Below are 20,014 nucleotides of genomic sequence, written 5' to 3'. Positions count from 1 at the left end.
GGTGATTCGGCCGGGGGCGGGCCATGTTTTACGTGAAACATGGCCCGATCCGGTGGGTGCCGGGCGGCGACGAGTTCAGCGGGCCGATTCGCCGCGCAGACGAAGCTCCGACCGGAGGATTTCGTATACGTCTTCCGGATCGGTACCGAGATCCCATCGTCCGAAGATGAGCAGCCGTTCGGTACCGAGGTGATCCACGTCGATCTCCAGCATCGGCGATTTACGGCCGAGCCGGCGGTACCCCACCACTCGGGCTCGCAGGATCTGGTCGCGGGTGTACTCGGTGACTCCGGTGAGGCCGCGCAGTACCAGCACCGGCTGATCACCCGGTATGACCGATAACCGCGGTCGCTGACGGATCCCCAGTGCGGCGAGAGCGATCAGCACCACCGCCGCCACGCCGAGCAGGAATTTTCCCGGAACCTCGGTGGTCAGCAGGGCGGCGACCGCGAGAATCACGCCACCGATCGCGACCGCGACCAGTGCGGGCAGCGGGGTCGTCCAGGCGAGGCGTGGTTGTGTGCTCTCGGGCTGCACGCGGTGATCCCCAATCCGTCTCGAGAGTTATCCACAGGCTTATCCACAGGTGTGCATTAATTACACCCGTGTAATCCCTGGTCGATGGCCGATGCGGGGCTGCGAACCCGCCGTCAACCGCGGTCGGCCGCAGAGTGGGCGGAGTACCTCAGCGCCAACGCATCGTCATGATCAGGCCGATAACCATCAGCCCGAAACCGATCAGGAAATTCCAGGCATTGAGACTGCCCATCCAGCTGATCTGATCGGCCGCGAGGTAGTAGACCAGCAACCAGACGAGCCCGGCCAGCATGAAGCCGAGCATGATGGTGACGTACCACACGGGCGATGGGCCCGCCGCCTTCACCTTCACCGGCGTGCGGCTGGCGGGGTTGATCGAGTAATCGGTCTTCTTGCGGACCTTCGACTTGGGCATGATGTCCTCGTGTTCAGCGTGCAGGTCGTGTTCCAAGGCTAGCCCACCAGGTGATCTGGGGGGATGCCGCAGGCCCGGAGCCGGCGATCGAACCGCCGAACTCCCTCCGGGGCTGTGCCCACCGAGCCCGGCACGTAATCTTTTGTGCATGCGAGTTCTGGTCGTCGACAACTACGACAGCTTCGTGTTCAACCTGGTCCAGTATCTGGGTCAGCTCGGCGTCGAGGCCGTGGTCTGGCGCAACGACGATCCCGAGCTCGCGGATACCGATGCCGTGGCCCGCGATTTCGACGGGGTACTGATCAGCCCCGGACCCGGTACACCGGAGCGTGCGGGTGCGAGTATCGATCTCGTACGCTCCTGCGCCGAGCACACGACTCCGCTGCTCGGCGTCTGCCTCGGCCACCAGGCGATCGGGGCGGCGTTCGGTGCGACGGTGACCCGGGCCCCGGAGTTGCTGCACGGTAAGACGAGTTCGGTGTTCCATATAGGTGCCGGTGTACTGGCCGGGTTACCGGATCCGTTCACCGCGACCCGGTACCACTCTCTGACCGTGCTGGAAGATACGTTGCCGGCCGAATTCGATGTGATCGGTCGTACCGAGAGCGGCATCGTGATGGCGCTGCGCCATCACGAACTGCCGATTCACGGTGTGCAGTTCCATCCGGAATCCGTACTCACCCAGGGTGGACACCGGATGCTGGCGAACTGGCTGGAAATCTGCGGTGAGCGGCCTGCCGAAGGCCTGGTGGAGATGCTGGAGGCGGAGGTCGCCGGACTCAGCGTCCAGTGACAGGCCCGGCACCCGACGCGTGAACCGGGCCGGATCGCCTGCCGAGGCGTGTGCTGCCGGGCCGGTGCGGCCGGCAGCACACGCAACTCATCCGAGCGGCAGTACGCCGGTGTTGACGGTCACCGTGGTGGAGGACGGCACGGTGGTGCCGGCCGAGGGCTGCTGGCTGAGGACCTTGCCCGACTGATCGGCGTCCAGGGTTATCTGGGTGATCTGACGAACCTGGTTCACGCTGCCCTGCCAGCCGCTTCCGCGCAGGGTGTCCACGACCTCTGCCGCGGTGAGACCGACCAGATTCGGCATCGCGATCCGATCGCTCTGCGCCACCTGAACCTTGATGGTGGAGCCCTTGTCGGCGGTCGAACCGCCGGTCGGACCGGTGGAGAGCACTTCACCGCGCGGCCGCGCCGACTGGACCTCTTCGATCTCGACCTTGAATCCGGCCCCTTCCAGGTTCGGCTGGGCCCGATCGATCAACTGACCGACAACATCCGGGACGAAGACCTGCTCCGGCCCGGATCCGATGGTCAGCGTGACCTGGCTGCCCGCATCCAGCTCGAACCCGGGCGACGGCTCCTGAGCGATGACCTTGTCCTTGTCCTGAGTGCTGGACGGACCGCGCTTCAGATTCGGGTCGACCTGCAACCCGGCATTGGTGAGTTCCTGTGCGGCATCCTGCTGCGACAGGCCGGTGATCCGGGGCACGGGCACCTGCTGAGGTCCGGTGGAAACCTGCATGGTGATCGTGCTGCCCTCGTCGGCACGTGATCCGCCGAGCGGCTGCGTCGCGATGACATTGCCGGAGCTGATCTTGCCGTCGGGTTTCGGCTGGATCGAAACGTCGAAGCCGAGCGAGTCCAGTTTCTGCTCCGCCTCGCTGGACGACATATTGGACAGGTCCGGAACAGCCACCTGGTCGGGCTGGCTACCCGGACCGACCAGCATCCAGAACAGGCCGAACGCGGCGGCCACGGCGGCGACTACCCCGGCCGCGATATAGGCCGTCCGCCGATTGCGACCGCCTCCGGAGTCATAGTCGTAATCGGCGAGATCGTCGTCGCCGGCCCGGTGGTGGCCTCGCGGCGGCGGTTCGGCCGGTCCGAGCATTGTGGTGCGATCCTCGTCGGTCATCACCATGGGGGCACCGGGCTTCTGGCCGCCGAGTACCCGGATCAGGTCCGCGCGCATCTCCGCCGCGCTCTGATACCGGTTCGCGGGATTCTTGGCCATGGCCTCGAGGACGACCGAGTCCAGTTCCCGCGGAACCCCCTCGTATACGAGCGAGGGCAACCTCGGGTCCTCGCGCACATGCTGGTAGGCGACCGCGACCGGGGAATCGCCGGTGAACGGGGGTTCTCCGGTGAGGATTTCGAAGAGTACGCAACCGACGGAGTAGACATCCGAGCGCGCGTCCACGGTTTCGCCCCGCGCCTGCTCAGGTGACAGATACTGGGCTGTTCCGATCACCGCGGCCGTCGCGGTCATCGGATTCGCGGCGTCGGCGATCGCCCGCGCGATACCGAAGTCCATAACCTTCACCGCGCCGGCCCGGTTGATCATGATGTTGGCCGGTTTCATATCGCGGTGCACGATCCCGGCCTTATGGCTGAAATCCAGCGCGGCGCAGACATCGGCGATCACTTCCATGGCCCGGCGCGGTGGCAGCGGACCCTCGTTGCGCACGATATCGCGCAACGTGTCACCTTCGACGTACTCCATAACGATGAACGGCAGCGGACCGCCGTCGACCTCGGCCTCGCCGGTGTCGTACACCGCGACGATCGCCGGATGGTTCAGTGCCGCCGCGTTCTGGGCCTCGCGTTTGAAGCGCAGGTAGAACGTGGGGTCGCGGGCCAGATCGGCGCGCAGCACCTTGATCGCGACATCACGGTTCAACCGCAGGTCGCGGGCCCGGTGGACCTCCGACATACCGCCGAACCCGATGATCTCGCCCAGCTCGTAGCGAGAGGAGAGATTCTTCGGGGTCGTCATGGCTGTCCTTGATGGTGGCTCGGCACGTCGAAGGGAGAGCTGCTGTTTTCCCGGGTGAATTCGGGCAGATCGATATCCGGGACCGGGAAACGACGCGTGGTGGTCGTCTCCTCACTGGTGGTCGGCGCGGTGGTGCTCGGCGCGGTCGTGGTCTCCGACGTAGTGGTCGGAGGCTGTGTGGTCGTGCTGGCCGGCGGCTGTGTGGTCGTCGTGGCCGGCGGCGGAGTAGTGGTGTACTGCTCCGTGGTTGTCCAGACCGGGGGCTCGGTCACCTCATAGGTGGGACTGACCGGAGGTGGCAGCGGCCGGGTGGTCGGGGCGGTCGAGGAAATCCCAGGTGGGGTCCCCTCGGGGTTCGTATCGCCGCCGAACAGCAGCCACACCACGGCCCCGCCGAGCAGCAACGCGCCGATCCCCAGCGCGATCATCCATTTCTGGTTCTTACCGAGTCCGCCACCACCGGCGGGGTCGGCATCGTGCGCACCGTGATGGTCCATGACCGTCTCCGGTCCGGCCACCACAGCGGGCGGGGTGGTGTATCGGACTGTCGCGGTCTCGTCGTAGCCCGGTTGTGGTGCCGGGATAACACTGGTCGGTCCGGCCGCGACCAGATTGCGGGGTGGCGGTGGGCGCCGGCCGGATCGCACCGCGGCCACGGCCTCGGCGAATTCGCCGCCGTCGGAGTAGCGCTGGCTCGGCTCCTTGGCCAGGGTCACGTCGACGAGTTCGCGCACATTCGGAGGAAGGTCCGACGGCATCGGCGGCGGGACCTCGCGCACATGTTTCATCGCGACCGTGAGGGCGCCGTCACCGGTGAACGGCCGCTGACCGGCGAGCGCCTCGTAGCCGACCACACCGAGCGAATACACGTCGCTGGCCGCGGTGGCGTCTTCGCCGATGGCCTGTTCCGGCGCGATGTACTGAGCGGTGCCCATCACCATGCCGGTTTTGGTGACCGGTGAGGCGTCGACCGCCTTCGCGATACCGAAATCGGTGATCTTCACCTGGCCGGTGGGCGTGACCAGGATATTTCCCGGTTTCACGTCGCGGTGCACAACACCGGCCTGATGTGCGATCTGCAGGGCGCGCCCGGTCTGCTCCAGCAGGTCCAGGCCCTGGACGACCGACAGCCGGCCGAGGCGGTTCAGCACGGTGTTGAGCGGCTCGCCCTGGACCAGTTCCATCACCAGATAGGCGGTCTCACCGCCCTGCGGGTCGTAGGTTTCGCCGTAGTCGTAGATCCCCGCGATCCCGGGATGATTCAACTGCGCGGTGGTCTTGGCCTCGGTGCGGAACCGGTGCCGGAACGTCGGATCGGCCGAGAACTCCGATTTGAGTACTTTGACCGCCACCCGGCGGTCGAGCCGGGTGTCGAGTGCCTCCCAGACCTGGCCCATCCCGCCGGTAGCGATCAGGCGCTGCAGCCGGTAGCGGTCCGCGATCATCGCGCCGTTGTTCAGCATCGGGTTCCCTGCAGATTCACTCGCACATCCATCTCGTTCAGCGACCTCGCAGACCTGCGTCCAGCACCGCCCGGGCGACCGGCGCGGCAACCGATCCACCGGTTGCCGCAAGCGCCCGATCACCGCCGTTCTCCACGATGACCGCGATGGCGATCTTCGGGTTCTCGGCCGGTGCGAACGCTGTGTACCAGGCGTGTGGCGGTGTATTGCGTGGATCGGAGCCGTGCTCGGCGGTACCGGTCTTGGACGCGATCCGATAACCCGATCCGCCACTACCAGCGGTGTTCTCCTCCGAGGCGACCATGAGGTCGGTCAGCGTAGACGCTACCTCGGCGCTCACGGCTTGGCCGACGGACACTGGTTCGGTAGTGGCAAGTTCACTCAGGTCCGGGTTCTGCAGCTGGTCGACCAGATACGGTTCCATCCGCACGCCGCCATTGGCCACCGTAGCCGCGATCACGGCATTGTCGAGCGGGGTGAGAGCAACATCGCGCTGGCCGATGCTGCTCTGCGCCAGCGCGGCGTTATCGGGGAGATTGCCCACGGTGCTCTCGGCGACGGGCATCGGGATCCCGCGATGCGGGCCGATACCGAACGCGGCGGCCTCGTCTTCCAGCGCCGCAGCGCCGACGTCGACACCGAGCTCCGCGAACGCGGTGTTGCAGGAGCGCCGGAAGGCCTCGTACAGGGTCGCGGTGGCGCCGGAACCACAGGTGGAGCCGTTGTAGTTCTCCAAGGTGGTGTTGGTACCCGGCAGTGTGATGTTCGGCGCCGCGGTGAACTGGGACTGCGGATTCGCTTTTCCGCTGGACAGCGCCGCCGCGGTGGTCACGATCTTGAAGGTGGAGCCGGGCGGATAGGTCTGCGAGATCGCGCGGTTGACCATCGGCTGGTTCTCGTCGGCGCTCAGGCTCTCCCAGGCCTGGGTGCCCTGGGCACCGTCGTGCCCGGACAGCAGATTCGGGTCGTAGCTGGGCGTGGACACCATGGTCAGGATCTTGCCCGTACTGGGTTCGATGGCCACGACCGAACCGGTGTATCCCTTGCTCGTCAGTTCGGAGTAGGCGACCTGCTGCATCGCCGGGTCGATCGTCGTCACGACATTGCCGCCGCGCGGGTCGCGGCCCGAGACGAGATCCACCAGCCGGCTGCCGAACAGTTGCGCGTCGGAGCCGTTGAGCACCGGATCCTCGGCGCGTTCGAGGCCGGTGCTGCCGTACTGCATCGAATAGAAACCGGTGACCGGGGCGAAGGCCGAGGGGTCGGTGGGATAGGCGCGCAGGTACTTGTATCGATCGTCGGTGGCGATCGAACTGGCCAGAACCGCGCCGCCCGCGGAGATCTGTCCGCGCTGGCGGGAGTACTCGTCGAGCAGGACCCGGGAATTGCGCGGGTCCGCGCGGTAATCGTCGGCCTTGATGACCTGGACGTAGGTGGCGTTGAGCAGTAGGGCCACGATCATCGCCATGACCGCCATGGCCACTCGGCGTAGTGGTGTGTTCATCGCTGCTGACCCCCTTGCCGTCGCGACACCATCACAGTCTGGGCCTCGGCCAACGGGGCCGGGGCGGGCTCCCGGCGCCGGGCCGGGGCGGGCTCACGGGCAGCGTCGGAGATCTTGATCAGCAGAGCCAGCAGGACATAGTTCGCCAGCAGTGAGGAACCACCGTAGGAGACGAACGGGGTGGTGAGACCGGTGAGCGGGATCAACTTCGTCACCCCGCCCACGACCACGAAGATCTGGATGGCGAGGGTGAAGGCCAGCCCGGCCGCGAGCAGTTTGCCGAAACTGTCGCGGATCGCGAGCGCGGTACGCATTCCACGCAGGATCAATATGAGGAAAAGGATCAGTACGGCGGTCAGCCCGATGAGGCCGAGTTCTTCGCCGATGGTGGTGACGACGAAGTCGGTTTTGGCGAACGGCACCTGCGAGGGCCGGCCGCTGCCCAGGCCGGTACCCGCCAGCCCGCCCGTCGCCAGACCGAACAGCGACTGCACGATCTGGTAGCCGGTGTTGTTGTAATCGTCGAACGGATGCAGCCAGGTCTCCACACGCACCTGGACATGGCCGAACATCTGGTAGGCGAACAGGAAACCGACGGCGAGCAGCCCGCCGCCGATCAGCAGCCAGCCCACCCGTTCGGTGGCGATATAGAGCATCACCAATACGGTGCCGAAGATCAGCAGCGAGGTCCCGAGGTCCTTCTCGAAGACAAGCACCCCGATGCAGACGATCCAGACAGCCAGAATCGGGCCCATATCCCGGGCGCGGGGAAATTCCATACCGAGGAAATGCCGGCCCGCCGCGGTGAACAGTTCTCGTTTGGATACGAGAACAGAGGCGAAGAAGATGATCAGCAGGATCTTGGCGAATTCGCCGGGTTGCAAGCTCAACCCGGGCAGCCGGACCCAGATCTTGGCGCCGTTCACCTCGGAGAGCGAACTGGGCAGCAGCGCCGGTATCGCGAGAGCCACCAGCCCGACCAGGCCGAGGGTGTACGCGTAGCGGGCCAGCGTCCGGTAATCACGCAATACGACCAGCAGCGCCACGAACAGCACAATTCCGAAAGCGGTCCACAGAATCTGCTGGTTGGCGTCGGGGGAGGGGATATCCCACGAGTTGTAGGCCGCGGTCTGCTGATCGGCGAGATCCAGGCGGTGGATGAGAACCAGGCCGATTCCGTTGAGCAGCGCCACGATCGGCAACAGCAGTGGATCCGTATAGGGCGCGAACCGGCGGACCGCCAGATGCGCTACGGCGAAAAGTCCCAGGTAGGCAAGCCCGTACTTCGCGATATCCCAGGTAAGTGACTGCTCTTGACTGGCTTCCACCAGGAACAGCGCGGCCGTGGTGATGAAGGCTGCGAAGCCCAGTAACAGCAGTTCGGTATTGCGCCTGGACGTAGGAGGCGGCGTTGCCGCGAAACCGCCCGGGGGACTCGGAAAAGCCCCGGCGGACGGCGGTGCCGGTGCGGACATCAGTCCGTCACCCGGCAGTTCTCCCCCGGCGTCTGGGGCGCAGCGGTGGTGGTAGGCGCCGGCGCGGTGGTGGTAGGCGGCGCCGCCGGTACCGGGTTTTCACCGTTCTGGCCGGGTGCGGGTGCAGGAGGGGGTGCTTGGGTGGCCGGGGCCGGCGGCGCCGCCTCGGTGGGCGTCGGAGCGGCCGGCGGAGGCGGCGCGGGAGTGGTGGTCACGACACCCGGCTGCGCCGCCGAGCCGTTCTTCTTGCACACCGGCAGCAGTTCGCGGTCGGCCAGTACGCGCATCTGTTCCCGCGCCTTGTCCAACGTCCCCGGGGGCAGTCCGCGTTCGACCTGGTCGCGCCCGGTCTGCTCGAGATCGCTGACCTGCAACTGACGGCAGCCCTCCGGGAACGGTGCTCCGCTCTCGGCAAGGGTGAGCTCACCCTTCGCGGTCACACAGCCGACCAGATTCACCTCGTGGATGGAATATCCGAGGATCGATCCCGGCAGCCCCTGCATGACCACGACGCTGTCGTTGTCCGCACCCACGTAGTAGTTGGACCGGATCATCTTGTAGCCGACGACCAGCCCGATGGCCACCGCGAAAACCAGTGCCACCGCGAGCAACAGCCAGCGCAGCTTATGGGACTTCTTCGGCGGCGGTTCGGGTTCGCCCGCGGTGCGCCGGGGTGCGGCGGCCGGCGGGCGCATGGCGGCGGCCCGCCCGGCAGCCGTGTTCGGCGGCGGGTTGTTCTCGGTTTCCCCGGACGCGGCACCGGCGACGATGGGATGGCTCTGGCCGTAGTCGAGGTCGATGACATCGGCGACCACGACGGTGACATTGTCCGGTCCGCCACTGCGCAGCGCGAGTTCGATGAGCCGGTCGGCGCATTCGTCGGTGCTACCCTCGCGCATGGTGTTCGCGATGGTCTCGTCGCTGACGACATCGGAGAGGCCGTCCGAGCAGAGCAGGTAGCGGTCGCCGGACCGGGCCTCCCGCATAACCAGCGTCGGCTCGATCTCGTTACCGGTGAGCGCGCGCATGATCAGTGACCGCTGCGGATGGGTGTGCGCCTGCTCCGGGGTTATCCGGCCCTCGTCGACCAGCGATTGGACAAAGGTGTCGTCGCGGGTGATCTGGGTCAGTTCGCCGTCGCGCAACATATAGGCGCGGGAGTCGCCGATATGAACCATGCCGAGTTTTTTGCCCGCGAACAGGATGGCGGTGAGCGTGGTGCCCATCCCGTCCAGTTCGGGTTCTTCCTCGACCTGTTCGGCGATCGCCGAGTTACCGGAATGGGTAGCCCGGTTCAACTTACCGAGTAGATCCTCGCCGGGCTCGTCGTCGTCCAGATGCGCCAGCGCGGCGATCATCAGTTGCGACGCGACCTCGCCGGCCGCATGCCCACCCATGCCGTCGGCCAGGGCGAGTAGCCGGGCGCCGGCATAGACGGAATCTTCATTATTGGCGCGGACCAAGCCGCGGTCGCTGCGCGCTGCGTAGCGGAGAACAAGTGTCACGATCGGAGCTCGATCACTGTCTTGCCGACCCGGACAGGAGTGCCGAGCGGAACGCGGACTGCGGTGGTGACTTTGGCGCGATCGAGGTAGGTACCGTTGGTCGAGCCGAGGTCTTCGACGTACCAGTCGTCACCGCGTAGGGACAGCCGGGCATGTCGGGTGGAGGCGTAATCGTCGGTGAGTACCAGCGTCGAATCGTCAGCACGACCGATCAATACCGGTTGGGTACCCAGGGTGATACGGGTACCGGCTAGAGAACCTTGAGTCACCACAAGATGTTTGGCGCCCTTCTGGCCCCGGCGGATGGACGGCAGGACCGCGGAACCACGTGGTCCCTGATTCTGGAGCCGTATGCCGGAAGCCGCGTAGATATCACTGCGGAGGGTGCGCAGGATTGCCCACACGAACAGCCATAGCAGCAGGAGGAACCCGGCACGGGTCAACTGCAGAATAAGTCCCTGCACGGCGCTCCACCTCCTGTTCGACCGTGTGCCGGTGCCGTCGGCGTGGTGACCCACCCCTTGGCCGTGCTCGCCCCAGCGGCCCGCTCAGCGGGGCCGCGTGTGTGTCGGAACATCATAGGACCGTCGGACGAGACCGATCACGATTGGACCGCCCTATTATGCGAGAGCCGTCCCGTGATCCGCACGGCGAGCCTACGGCATCAGACAATACGGATGAGGATCTCGGAATGCCCGGCGCGGATCATATCGCCGTCGGCCAGTTGCCAGTCCTGGACCGGTGACCCGTTGACGAGGGTCCCGTTGGTCGATCCGAGGTCGGAGAGCATCGCGGTCTGACCGTCCCAGCGCACCTCGATATGACGCCGGGAGACACCGGTGTCCGGCAGCCGGAAATGAGCGTCCTGGCCGCGGCCGATGATATTGCTGCCTTCTCGCAGCTGGTAGGTCCGCCCGCTGCCGTCGTCGAGCGCCAGGGTCGCGGAGAAGCCGGGTCCGGCCGTGGGTGCGTATCCGCCCGGGGCGCCGTAGGCGGCCGGCTGACCGCCCTGCTGATAACCGGGTTGCTGGGCATAGCCCTGCTGGTCGTAGCCCTGGTCGTAACCGGGTTGCTGCGCGTACCCCTGCTGGTCGTAGCCCTGGTCGTAACCGGGTTGTGCATAGCCCTGCTGGTCGTAACCGGGCTGGGCGTACCCCTGCTGGTCGTAGCCCTGGTCGTAACCGGGCTGGCCCTGGTAGCCCTGGTCGTAGCCGGGTTGCTGGGCGTACCCCTGCTGGTCGTAACCGGGCTGGGCATAGCCCTGCTGGTCGTAACCCTGGTCGTAGCCGGGTTGCTGGGCGTACCCCTGCTGGTCGTAACCGGGTTGCGCATAGCCCTGCTGGTCGTAGCCGCCCTGCGGACCGCCGTAGCCCTGCTGGTCGTAGGCGGCGCCGCCCTGCTGGTAGTCATAACCGTTCTGGTAGTCCGGTCCGCCGGCGTACGGCGCGCCGGGACCGTAGTCCTCGGGGTACGCGCCGTTCTGCGGCCCGCGTCCCACGGGTCCGGGAGCGTACCCGCGATTACGTGGATCGGACTCCGCGTGCTCACGGCTCGGGTCGTAGCCAGAGTTCTGCGTCATGGGGCCAGCTCCTGGTTGCGGGTTAGCGGGTCGTTGTAGCGGTTCCGGGCGGTGAGCCGAGGCAGCTCCACGGCCGGCGTCTGGGTCGACGCGACCGCTCGTCCTGAACATTCCGGTGTGCAGCGTAGGGGATGCCTCGAAGACCACGTGCACTTCGCCGTAGGTCTGCCATCCTTGTTCGCGGATGTAATCCTGCAGATGTTTGGCGAACGCGCGGGTAGTGAGGTCGTGATCGGCGTCGAACTGCCGGTGGTCCGACGAGTTGATCGTGATCACGTAACTGTTGGGGGCGAGCCGATGCCCGCCGCCGAGATCCTGGATATTGTCGGCGGCCTCACGCTGCAGCGCGGCCTCGACCTCCTGCGGAACGACGTTCCCGCCGAAGACCCGGGCAAAGACGTCACCGACGGCGCCTTGGAGGCGTCGCTCGAATCGCGAGACGATCCCCATCTGGGCCCTCCCTTCGGTGAGTCTCTCCTCATTCTTTACGACGACACGCGAGTACGGCGTGTCGTACTACGAGCACGTTTCCTGCATGATATCCACGATCGGCTATACCTGTAACTACCGCAATGGTGACGGAGTTCCCCGAGCAGGCGAATCGGCCGTCGAGCCCAGGTCAGCAAGCTCATCGGTGGGGGCTCGACCATGTGATTTCGTCTCGCGGTCATCTCCGTGCTACTGTCTCATCCGTCGCTCGGGCGAGTGGCGGAATGGCAGACGCGCTGGCTTCAGGTGCCAGTGTCCTTCGGGACGTGGGGGTTCAAGTCCCCCTTCGCCCACTGAGAAGAAGCCGTGGATCCGATGAGATCCACGGCTTTTTCTGTTCTGTCGGCGGTTCTTCGCCGACGACCACACCCACCGGTAGAACGTGTTGCAGAAATATGCCCATATATTGGTGGAACCGGTTGACTCCAGATCCGAACCTGTTCTAATTCATTCCATGCACAGATATGAAGGTCGTCGAGTGCTGGTGACAGGTGCGGGCTCGGGTATCGGCCAGGGCGTGGCCCTGCGGTTACTGGACGAAGGAGCCCGGCTCGTCGCGGCAGATGTCAATGAACCCGGTTTGGCCGGCACGGTCGAGAAGGCCGGTGATGTGGATGGCCGGCTGAGCACTGTTGCCGTCGATATCGCCGATATCGATTCCGTCCGTGCGGCCGCGGGCACCGCACTACAGAATCTGGGCGGGCTGGACATGCTCGTCAACTGCGCGGGCATCCTCAAGCCGGCGCGGACCCACGAAATGCCGCTCGACGCCTGGAACCGGGTCATCACGGTCAACCTGACCGGTACGTTCCTCATGACGCAGGCGCTACTGCCGGCGCTGCTGGAATCCGGGCGCGGCGTCGTGGTGAACCTCTCCTCCACCTCGGCCTTTCAGGCGGCTCCGTATCTGGCCGCGTATGCAGCGTCGAAGGGCGGTGTGGCGTCGTTCACCCACGCGATCGGCCTCGAGTACGCCAAGCAGGGGTTGCGTGCGGTGAATATCGTCCCGGCCGGGATCACCAGCGGTATCACCACCGAATCCATCATGGAGCAGCCCGAAGGTGCCGACGGCAGCCTGTTCGCCCGGCTGACGGGCTGGCTCGACGGTGGCGCGCTGGGGACACCGGAGGATATCGCCGGAGTCATAGCGATGGTGGGTTCCGATGACGGGCGCTACATCACGGGTACCGAGATCCGGGTCGACGGCGGGGCACTCATGTAACTCGCTGTCGATGGCTGGAGGGCCGGAGGACAGCCGCGGCGGCGCGGTTGTTCCCCCGGCCTTTTTCATGTGATCGACCAGGTCGCGTTCGTCCGAACTCGGGCTCCTCGCCGTGGCCGGCAGGGTGTCCCGCGGATTGCGGCGAGTCGGCCGGACACGCCATATGCCTGAATGAGACCAAGGTCACACAACTGATTTTCGGTAGCGGCGGCACTGCTCGGTTTGCCCGGCGTCCAGGGTTGGGTGACTCAGTTCACGTTCCGGAACCGCCTTGGTTAACCGAGTGCAGGTACCTCTATGGCAAGTATTCAGGGTCGGGCACGGGTTTTGGTCAGGGAAACCGACTTCGGGTTTCTTTTCGTCCGATCGGCGATCCGGCAACTGTGTTAACGGTTCGCGAATGCGCTGGTCGGGAATAAATCGGCCGAGTTAACGGCGGTTCGGGCGTTGGTGTCAGCGAACCGCTCGCCGATTACGCGTAACCCTGGTTACGGATATGCCTGTGACCAGTAAAAACCAAATGTACTTGCATATGAAAGCACCGCTGCAAGTCCGTCATCGACTGCTGAAAGTTAGCTGGAGTGGGGTCCACAAGGGGTTGTCTGGATGTTTGCTGACCTCGGACATATACCTGTGACCTGTCCCGCAACGGGTTGCGTAGGGATAACGATTGTGTAGAGTCGACGGTAACGCTGGCCGCAGCTAGAGCGGCGACTCGCTGCGGCCAGCGGAATTCAATCGGGGGAATTCTCACTGGTCATCCAACTCGCGTTGCTGTCGGCTCACAAAGTACGACCTGCTGCGGTGTGCTCGGCGTTGTCTATCCGTTACTCGGACCTCGGCCGGCCGCTACCTGGATGTCGCGGACTCGGTTTCTGCGCTTGCCCGGCGGCCGGCGGTGAAGATGTAGGCAAGGAAGAGTGATTCGGCGAGCAGGCCGCAGGCGATGCGTACCGGCGTCGGCAACGTGCTCGGCGTGACGAATCCTTCGAGCAGCCCCGCTATCAGCAGTGTCGGTACCAGGCCCAGTGCGATTGCGGCAGTGGCCCGGCCCTGCCGGGCAATGGCCTCGGTACGACTCATCCGCCCTGGATCTATCAGTGTCCAGCCGAGTTTGAGGCCGGCTCCGCCTGCGATGAAAATGGCTGTCAATTCCAGCATTCCGTGGGGTAACAGGAACCCGAAGAGTGAGTCCAGGCGACCCGCGTCGGCCATGAGTCCCGCCGTTACGCCGATATTCAGGGCATTCATGAACAGTAGGTAGAGCACCGGCACGATCAGGATGCCGAGGAACAGTGCGAGTGCCGAGACCCAGGCATTGTTGGTCCAGACCAATGCTGCGAAAGCGTTGTTCGGATGCTCGGTGTAGTAGGTCTCGAAGGCCCCGCCCGGTGCGGTGAGCGCATTCGAGTCCTCTTGTAGCCCAAGAGTTCTTCGTGCTGAAGGATCGGCAGAGATCCAAGTCGCGAAGCCGGCGGCGACTCCGAGGAATACCACCGCCACACCCAGCCACCACCCGAACACCCGATAGACCGCTGCGGGAAAGCCATGGGTGAAGAACCGGAGGATCTCCGCCCAGGTATCCGGCGAGCTGCCGACGATTTTGCCGCGGGCCCGGGCCAGCACAGCGCTGAGTCCGGCGACGAGTTCCGGTTCGGGACTGTGCGTCTGCAAACGCGCCAGTTGCTGGGAGGTACGGCGGTACAACAGGATCAGCTCATCGGATTCGGCGCCGTTCAATTTGCGTCGGCCGGCGAGCTGATCCAGCCGGGCCCAGGTATGACGATTCCGCGCGCTGTAGGCGTCCACGTCCATAGGCTTGCCTCCCACTCTGCCCGTTCCGCCGCGGCGTCGCCGGCTTCCGGAAATCGCCACGGTCATGGCCGCCTCGGTCGTACATACCCGCGTACCGGCGGAGTACCCCCGTTCACCGGCTGTCGGTACAACTCCGGCCGCCGTGGAAGAATGCTAAGCGATATGGCCGAATTCACCACGGGGGAAGCGGTGGCGCTCGAGCTGCCGGTAGCCCGTATCCCGAGTCGCGCGGCGGCGTTCGTACTGGATCTGATTCTTCAGGTCGTACTCGGCGTTTTCCTGCTCACCCTGGTGATGATGGTGCTGCGCGGGGACGACAGCAGCCCCTGGTTCGCCACATTGACACTGGTTTCGCTGGTCATTGTGCTGATCGGCTATCCGGTGGTCTGGGAAACCGTGCTGCGTGGTGCGACGCCGGGCAAACTCGCGTTGGGTCTGCGGGTGGTGCGCGCCGACGGTGGGCCGGTGGATTTCCGGCACGCACTCACCCGCGGTCTCACCGGAGCGATAGTCGACTTCTGGATACTCGGCCTGTTCGGCCTGATCGCGGTGGCGAGCTCGGTATGTTCGCCGAACGCCCGGCGGGTGGGAGATGTGCTGGCGGGGACGGTGGTCGTGCATATTCAGCAGCGTCTGTCGCTGCCCGCGCTGGCGATACCGCCGGTGTGGCTCACCGGCTGGTCGGCCGAGCTCGATCTGATGGGATTACCGGAGGATCTGGCGCTCGCGGTGCGCCAGTACCTGACCCGGATCAATTCACTCACGCCTTCCGCTCAGCACGAGATCGGGCAGGCACTCGTCGAAGCGGTCTGTGCGCGGCTGCGGGTCGCGGTGCCCCGGGGCTATCCGCCCGTCCAGATACTCGGCAGCGTGATCGCCGAGCGGCAGCGCCGCTCGCTACCCGTGTTCCCGGCTCCGCCGGCTGTTTTCGCGCCGCCACCGATCGCCCGGGCGCACTGAGTCACAACGCCGCGGACTGTTTCAGTTCCAGGTATTCGTCCGCCAGCGCGCCGGGCACATCCGGCCCGGCCGCGGCGATTACGGCGACGCCCATCCGGCGCAGTGATTCTTGTAGTACCGCCTGTTCGGCGATCCGCGATTCGGCCGCCGCCGCCCGGTACAACGCGGGCAGGCCGTCCCGGTCGGTTGCCGCGGCGGCGATCTCCGGATCGGTGACCGAAACGATCAGCACTCGATGACGTTCGGCCAGGACCGGCAGCACAGGGAGCAGGTTCTCGGTCACCGCCGCGCCGTCCAGGCTGGTGAACCAGACGATGAGACTGCGCCGCCGGGCACGTCGGACCGCGGCGCGGACCATGCCCTCGGCATCGGTGTCCACCAGAGCCGGGAAGACCCCCGCCAGCGCATGCATGAGTTTCGGTTGTACACCGCGTCCGGTCCCGCCGCGCACCTCCGTGCGCACCTCGCGATCGTAGGCGAGTAGACCGACCGAATCCCCGCCTGCCGCGGCGAGACTGCCCAGCAGCAGTGCGGCCTCGATCGCATTCTCGAGGCGGGTGCCCGCGCCGATACGGCCGGCGCTGATCCGTCCGGTATCGAGCAGCATCAGCACTTGCCGATTTCGCTCCGGTCGCCAGGTGCGCACCAGAACATCGGTGGCCCGCGCGGTGGCGCGCCAGTCGATCGTCCGGACATCGTCGCCGGGTACGTATTCGCGGAAGGAATCGAATTCGGTGCCCTGGCCGCGTAGATCGGCCAGATTGCGGCCTTCCAGATGTTGCAGGCGTTTGACCTTGCCCGCGAGCAGTCTTTCGCTCCGGAACGCAGGCAGGGCGCGGACCCGCGCGGGAACCCGGCGGCGGAACTGGTGACCGGCCAGCCCCAGCGGGCCCAGCAGGCGCAGGGTGACCGGTCCGGCGGTACGGTCACCGCGCCGCGTAGGTGCCAATGCGGTGCGCAGCCGGACCCGGTGGCCGGGTGTCAGCGCGAGCCGGTGCTCGCGGTCGGTCGCCCCGGCGCTGTCCGGCCAGTCGTCCCAGAGCCGGCCACGGACCGTACGGGCGCCGGTATTGGTCACCGTGAGTTCGATCTCGGTCGCGGCGCCGAGCCGCAGAACCGAAAGTTCCGCTCGCTGCAGGACCACATCCGCACTGTTCGCGGTCAGGGCACGATCGATCGCGCCGAGTGCGCAGATCAGCGCGCTGGTCAGCAACACTCCGAGCCACGACGGCCACACGATCGTGACGACGACGGCCGCCGCGGTCGCGACGAGGACCATCCGGCCCGTGACGACCACGATCTACACCGGAACCGGGACGGACTGCAGCAGCGCGGCCAACACCTGTTCCCCGGTGATCCCGTCGATCTCGGCTTCGGGCCGCAACTGCAGCCGATGCCGCAAAACGGCGACCGCGACGGTTTTCACATCGTCGGGGGTTACGAAACCGCGGCCGTTCAACCAGGCCAGCGCACGGGCGGCGGCCATGAGTGAGGTCGCGCCTCGGGTGGATGCCCCGTGTGCGACGGCCGGCGCAGTCCGGGTGGCTCGGCAGAGATCGACGATATAGGCGAGAACGTCCGGGCGGATCGTGACACCGGCGATCGCGGATCGGGCGGCGGCGATATGGGCCGGACCGGCCACCGGACGCAGACCGGCACCGGCCAGATCGCGGGGGTCGAAACCTTCGGCATGCCTTTGCAGGATGCGGAATTCGTCATCGCGTTCCGGCAGCTGGATATCGACTTTGAACAGGAAACGATCCAGCTGGGCCTCGGGCAGTGGGTAGGTGCCCTCCTGCTCGATCGGATTCTGGGTGGCCACCACCACGAAGGGATCGGGCAGGTGCCGGGGCTGTCCGTCGACCGAGACCTGACGCTCCTCCATCGATTCCAGTAGCGCGGACTGGGTTTTGGGAGGGGTGCGGTTGATCTCGTCGGCCAGTAGCAGGTTGGTGAAGACCGGGCCGTCGCGAAAGGTGAATTCGGCCGAATGCGGATCGTAGATCTGCGAACCGGTGATATCGCCGGGCATCAGGTCCGGGGTGAACTGCACGCGGCTGTGTTCCAGATCGAGCGCGGTGGCCAGTGCCCGGACCAGCAAGGTCTTGGCCACTCCGGGAACCCCCTCCAACAGGACATGACCGCGGCACAACAGGGCGAGCACGAGATACATGACCGCGTTGTCGTTGCCCACCACCGCCTTATCGATCTCGGTGCGTAGGGCCGCGAACGCGGCAGCGGCATCGGCCGGATCCGGCGCCAACGGACCGCCCGGGGCGGTCTTACTGGTGTCAATGCTGGTCATCCGACCTCCGCTTCGATCCATTCGAGTTGGGCGGCAACGAGCTCCAGGCTCTGTGCGTCCGGCACCGGCCCGTAGAGCGCCGCGCCGACAGTGTCCGGGTGAGCACCGATCCGCGTGGCGACTGTGGTCACCAGGGCATCCGGGGAGAGCCCGGGATCGGCACCGAGACTGCGCCGTAGCCGGCGTAGTGTGGCGGCCCGCAGTACGCCCGCGATATGCGCGTGGTCGCCGGATCGGCGGTAGAGGCCGGCCTGTCCGGCCAGCAATTCTCCGGCGGCCACCTCCACCGGGCGGGGTTCGGCGACCACCGCGCCGCGCCGGCGCGCCCGCCACCACACGAGGAGGGCGCCGGCTATCAGGAATTGCAGTCCGCCGAAGGCCAGCCAGTTCGGGGTGCGAGAGAAGAAAGAATCGCGACCGGCCGGTGGTGGGGGAAGATCCGGATCGTAATCGCCCTCGGGCGGATCGATCGGGGGCGGATCCATGGGCGGAGTGTCCGGCCGCGGCGGCGCACTCGGACCGCTGCAGCCCTGCAGGATCGCGTAGAGAACCAGCAGGACGACGACCATCGCGGCCAGGCCCGCCCAGAAACGTGGATCGCGCAGGACCGCGGGTACTTCCGGGGCGGCACCTCGGTTGCGGGACTTCCGCAGGGTGTTCTCGATTTCCTCCGGTTCGGCCGCCGGTGGCGGGGCGGCGGCGGAGAACTGGTCGGCCCGCGTCAGCCGGTGGTACTCGTCGGCGGCCGCGCGGCGGCCACCGTAGACGACCTCATCGAAAGCGCCGGCGGCCGCGGGGAGCTCGCCGGAGAGTGCGGGCGGCAGTGCCGTCGCAGCCTCATCGGAGGTCTCGCGGGCAGTCCGGGAACGACGGACCTCGAGCACACCGTGCTGTTCCAGCCCGCGCAATACCGCGCGGAACCGTTCACGTAGCGCGGTGTCGTAATCTCCGTGCGCGGCGGCGTGTTCGGCCGCGGCCCGGTGCGTCCCCGCGGCGTCCAGCCGGGGCTGTTCCGGTACGGATCGTTGCGGCTCGGTCACCGGCCACCTCCGTGCCGGGGATGAAAACGGATATCCATACCTTCACGGCGGCACCGCAGATCGAGGTAGCCGACCACCCGGGCACTGGATTCCACGATTTCGGCGAAAACCACCAGTACCAGTCCCGTGGTGGTGATCAGGATGAGAAACGGCCAGCGGTGGGTTCCGGAGATATCTTCGACGAACAGCGCCAACCCCAGCAGGGGAGCGGTCAAGAGGGCCAATACCAGCCGCTGGCAGATCACGACACCGGTCCGCTGCATCCGCAGGCTGCCGGTGAGCAGGCCGGAGCGCGCCAGTGCCGTACGGGCCGTGGTCCGTTCGGCGAACACCACCGGCGCTGCCACCAGGTGCCGCGCCCGCAACCAGGCCAGGCCGAAGAGACAGAAGGGGTAGGTGATCAGAAACCAGGCCAGTCCGGCGACGAAACCGAGCGGGAAGAGAAGGATGCTCGGCGCGAGCACGGCGATACCGATCGCGGTGAACGAGAGTTGGGTCAGCAGCAGCGGTACCAACTGATCCCTGGTGCGTCGCAGCGCCTCTCGCGAGGTGACCGGCATTCCGGCCGCGCGGGCAAGGCCGGTGTTCACGGTGACCCCGCGCAGGGTGACCTGGATGATCCAGGCGATGGCGAGGGCGGCACACAGTGCGGCCAGCGCGGTGCCCTCCTCGGACCCGCCGGTCAAGTGGGAGACGAGCCCGATCAATGCCGCCACCACCGCTTCGCCGGCCGTTACGAGGAGGCCGGCGAATCCGGCCGTGCTCCGGATATCCGCCTGGAGCAGTGCAAATGGCGCATCGAGCAGTTCCCGGAAGTTCAGCGGACGGATCGGCACCGTCGCTTTCCGGGCTCGGTGATCCGGATCTACCCCCGCCCCGACGGAACCGGCCGTATGAGCGGCAGGCTGCACGCGGCCGAG

Annotated in this window: 17 protein-coding genes and 1 tRNA gene; 4 read left to right on the top strand and 14 right to left on the bottom strand. The window is 66.3% G+C overall.

What is annotated here, in order from left to right; translation table 11 throughout:
* Positions 1-75: 75 nt before the first annotated feature.
* Both ABZ827_RS22630 and crgA read right to left on the bottom strand, forming a co-directional pair.
* The gene (locus tag ABZ827_RS22630) at positions 76-537 is read right to left on the bottom strand and encodes a PH domain-containing protein (protein ID WP_357239869.1); all 462 of its coding nucleotides are present in this window, start codon (positions 535-537) and stop codon (positions 76-78) included.
* 148 nt (positions 538-685) lie between these two features.
* The gene (gene crgA / locus ABZ827_RS22625; RefSeq protein WP_357239866.1) at positions 686-952 is read right to left on the bottom strand and encodes a cell division protein CrgA; all 267 of its coding nucleotides are present in this window, start codon (positions 950-952) and stop codon (positions 686-688) included.
* A 148-nt stretch (positions 953-1,100) separates the two neighbouring features.
* Between crgA and ABZ827_RS22620 the strand changes: the two genes are divergently transcribed.
* Positions 1,101-1,745, top strand: coding sequence for an aminodeoxychorismate/anthranilate synthase component II (locus ABZ827_RS22620; protein ID WP_357239863.1), 645 nt, complete (start codon positions 1,101-1,103; stop codon positions 1,743-1,745).
* An 87-nt stretch (positions 1,746-1,832) separates the two neighbouring features.
* On the opposite strand, the gene pknB is transcribed toward ABZ827_RS22620, so the two are convergent.
* The 7 genes from pknB to ABZ827_RS22585 all read right to left on the bottom strand — a co-directional run bounded on the left by pknB (position 1,833) and on the right by ABZ827_RS22585 (position 11,713).
* On the bottom strand, positions 1,833-3,737 hold the full coding sequence (pknB, locus tag ABZ827_RS22615; RefSeq protein ID WP_357239860.1) for a Stk1 family PASTA domain-containing Ser/Thr kinase: 1,905 nt from the start codon (positions 3,735-3,737) through the stop codon (positions 1,833-1,835).
* On the bottom strand, positions 3,734-5,200 hold the full coding sequence (locus ABZ827_RS22610; RefSeq protein ID WP_357239857.1) for a serine/threonine-protein kinase: 1,467 nt from the start codon (positions 5,198-5,200) through the stop codon (positions 3,734-3,736). Before ABZ827_RS22610 ends, pknB begins: the two co-directional genes overlap by 4 nt.
* Before the next feature lie 37 nt (positions 5,201-5,237).
* Complete coding sequence (locus ABZ827_RS22605; RefSeq protein ID WP_357239854.1) at positions 5,238-6,704, bottom strand: penicillin-binding protein 2; 1,467 nt, start codon at positions 6,702-6,704, stop codon at positions 5,238-5,240.
* Positions 6,701-8,179 carry an FtsW/RodA/SpoVE family cell cycle protein gene (locus tag ABZ827_RS22600; protein WP_357239852.1) on the bottom strand — a complete coding sequence of 493 codons (1,479 nt, stop codon included), beginning with the start codon at positions 8,177-8,179 and terminating at the stop codon, positions 6,701-6,703. Before ABZ827_RS22600 ends, ABZ827_RS22605 begins: the two co-directional genes overlap by 4 nt.
* Positions 8,179-9,684 (bottom strand): PP2C family serine/threonine-protein phosphatase, encoded by a 1,506-nt coding sequence (locus tag ABZ827_RS22595; RefSeq protein WP_357239849.1) that lies wholly within the window; start codon positions 9,682-9,684, stop codon positions 8,179-8,181. The genes ABZ827_RS22600 and ABZ827_RS22595 overlap by 1 nt, the downstream gene beginning before the upstream one ends.
* Positions 9,681-10,148 (bottom strand): FHA domain-containing protein, encoded by a 468-nt coding sequence (locus ABZ827_RS22590; RefSeq protein ID WP_357239847.1) that lies wholly within the window; start codon positions 10,146-10,148, stop codon positions 9,681-9,683. Before ABZ827_RS22590 ends, ABZ827_RS22595 begins: the two co-directional genes overlap by 4 nt.
* Positions 10,149-10,348: 200 nt before the next feature.
* On the bottom strand, positions 10,349-11,713 hold the full coding sequence (locus ABZ827_RS22585; protein WP_357239844.1) for an FhaA domain-containing protein: 1,365 nt from the start codon (positions 11,711-11,713) through the stop codon (positions 10,349-10,351).
* A 249-nt stretch (positions 11,714-11,962) separates the two neighbouring features.
* On the opposite strand from ABZ827_RS22585, the gene ABZ827_RS22580 reads away from it, so the two are divergent.
* A tRNA-Leu gene (locus ABZ827_RS22580) sits at positions 11,963-12,045 on the top strand.
* A gap of 161 nt (positions 12,046-12,206) precedes the next feature.
* Positions 12,207-12,974: an SDR family NAD(P)-dependent oxidoreductase gene (locus tag ABZ827_RS22575; protein WP_357239841.1), complete on the top strand. Its 768-nt coding sequence runs from the start codon at positions 12,207-12,209 to the stop codon at positions 12,972-12,974.
* A gap of 849 nt (positions 12,975-13,823) precedes the next feature.
* On the opposite strand, the gene ABZ827_RS22570 is transcribed toward ABZ827_RS22575, so the two are convergent.
* Positions 13,824-14,804 (bottom strand): stage II sporulation protein M, encoded by a 981-nt coding sequence (locus tag ABZ827_RS22570; protein ID WP_357239838.1) that lies wholly within the window; start codon positions 14,802-14,804, stop codon positions 13,824-13,826.
* A gap of 147 nt (positions 14,805-14,951) precedes the next feature.
* On the opposite strand from ABZ827_RS22570, the gene ABZ827_RS22565 reads away from it, so the two are divergent.
* Positions 14,952-15,749: an RDD family protein gene (locus ABZ827_RS22565; protein WP_357239835.1), complete on the top strand. Its 798-nt coding sequence runs from the start codon at positions 14,952-14,954 to the stop codon at positions 15,747-15,749.
* Position 15,750: 1 nt separating this feature from the next.
* Here the strand turns inward: ABZ827_RS22565 and ABZ827_RS22560 are convergent, their stop codons facing one another.
* Genes ABZ827_RS22560 through ABZ827_RS22545 form a run of 4 tightly spaced genes read right to left on the bottom strand, consistent with a single transcriptional unit; the run spans position 15,751 to position 20,005 of the window.
* Positions 15,751-17,046: a DUF58 domain-containing protein gene (locus ABZ827_RS22560; protein ID WP_357239833.1), complete on the bottom strand. Its 1,296-nt coding sequence runs from the start codon at positions 17,044-17,046 to the stop codon at positions 15,751-15,753.
* Between the two features lie 3 nt (positions 17,047-17,049).
* Entirely contained in the window at positions 17,050-18,054 is a 1,005-nt protein-coding gene (locus ABZ827_RS22555; protein ID WP_357239830.1) for a MoxR family ATPase, read from the bottom strand.
* A complete protein-coding gene (locus tag ABZ827_RS22550) occupies positions 18,051-19,094 on the bottom strand; it encodes a DUF4129 domain-containing protein (RefSeq protein ID WP_357239827.1) in 1,044 nt (347 codons plus the stop codon). The genes ABZ827_RS22555 and ABZ827_RS22550 overlap by 4 nt, the downstream gene beginning before the upstream one ends.
* Positions 19,091-20,005, bottom strand: coding sequence for a hypothetical protein (locus tag ABZ827_RS22545; RefSeq protein ID WP_357239824.1), 915 nt, complete (start codon positions 20,003-20,005; stop codon positions 19,091-19,093). The genes ABZ827_RS22550 and ABZ827_RS22545 overlap by 4 nt, the downstream gene beginning before the upstream one ends.
* Positions 20,006-20,014: the final 9 nt, after the last annotated feature.

Origin of the sequence: Nocardia sp. NPDC019395 (genome assembly GCF_040632335.1) — a bacterium.
Taxonomy (GTDB): Bacteria; Actinomycetota; Actinomycetes; order Mycobacteriales; family Mycobacteriaceae; genus Nocardia.
The sequence above is the reverse complement of the archived record's forward strand: the minus strand, read 5'-3'. Positions and strand labels throughout refer to the sequence as shown.

Coding starts and splice junctions, on each gene's coding strand:
- ABZ827_RS22605 (WP_357239854.1), bottom strand. CDS start 6,704: ATGAACACACCACTACGCCGAGTGGCCATGGCGGTCATGGCGATGATC.
- ABZ827_RS22620 (WP_357239863.1), top strand. CDS start 1,101: ATGCGAGTTCTGGTCGTCGACAACTACGACAGCTTCGTGTTCAACCTG.
- ABZ827_RS22565 (WP_357239835.1), top strand. CDS start 14,952: ATGGCCGAATTCACCACGGGGGAAGCGGTGGCGCTCGAGCTGCCGGTA.
- ABZ827_RS22585 (WP_357239844.1), bottom strand. CDS start 11,713: ATGGGGATCGTCTCGCGATTCGAGCGACGCCTCCAAGGCGCCGTCGGT.
- ABZ827_RS22600 (WP_357239852.1), bottom strand. CDS start 8,179: ATGTCCGCACCGGCACCGCCGTCCGCCGGGGCTTTTCCGAGTCCCCCG.
- crgA (WP_357239866.1), bottom strand. CDS start 952: ATGCCCAAGTCGAAGGTCCGCAAGAAGACCGATTACTCGATCAACCCC.
- ABZ827_RS22575 (WP_357239841.1), top strand. CDS start 12,207: ATGCACAGATATGAAGGTCGTCGAGTGCTGGTGACAGGTGCGGGCTCG.
- pknB (WP_357239860.1), bottom strand. CDS start 3,737: ATGACGACCCCGAAGAATCTCTCCTCTCGCTACGAGCTGGGCGAGATC.
- ABZ827_RS22610 (WP_357239857.1), bottom strand. CDS start 5,200: ATGCTGAACAACGGCGCGATGATCGCGGACCGCTACCGGCTGCAGCGC.
- ABZ827_RS22555 (WP_357239830.1), bottom strand. CDS start 18,054: ATGACCAGCATTGACACCAGTAAGACCGCCCCGGGCGGTCCGTTGGCG.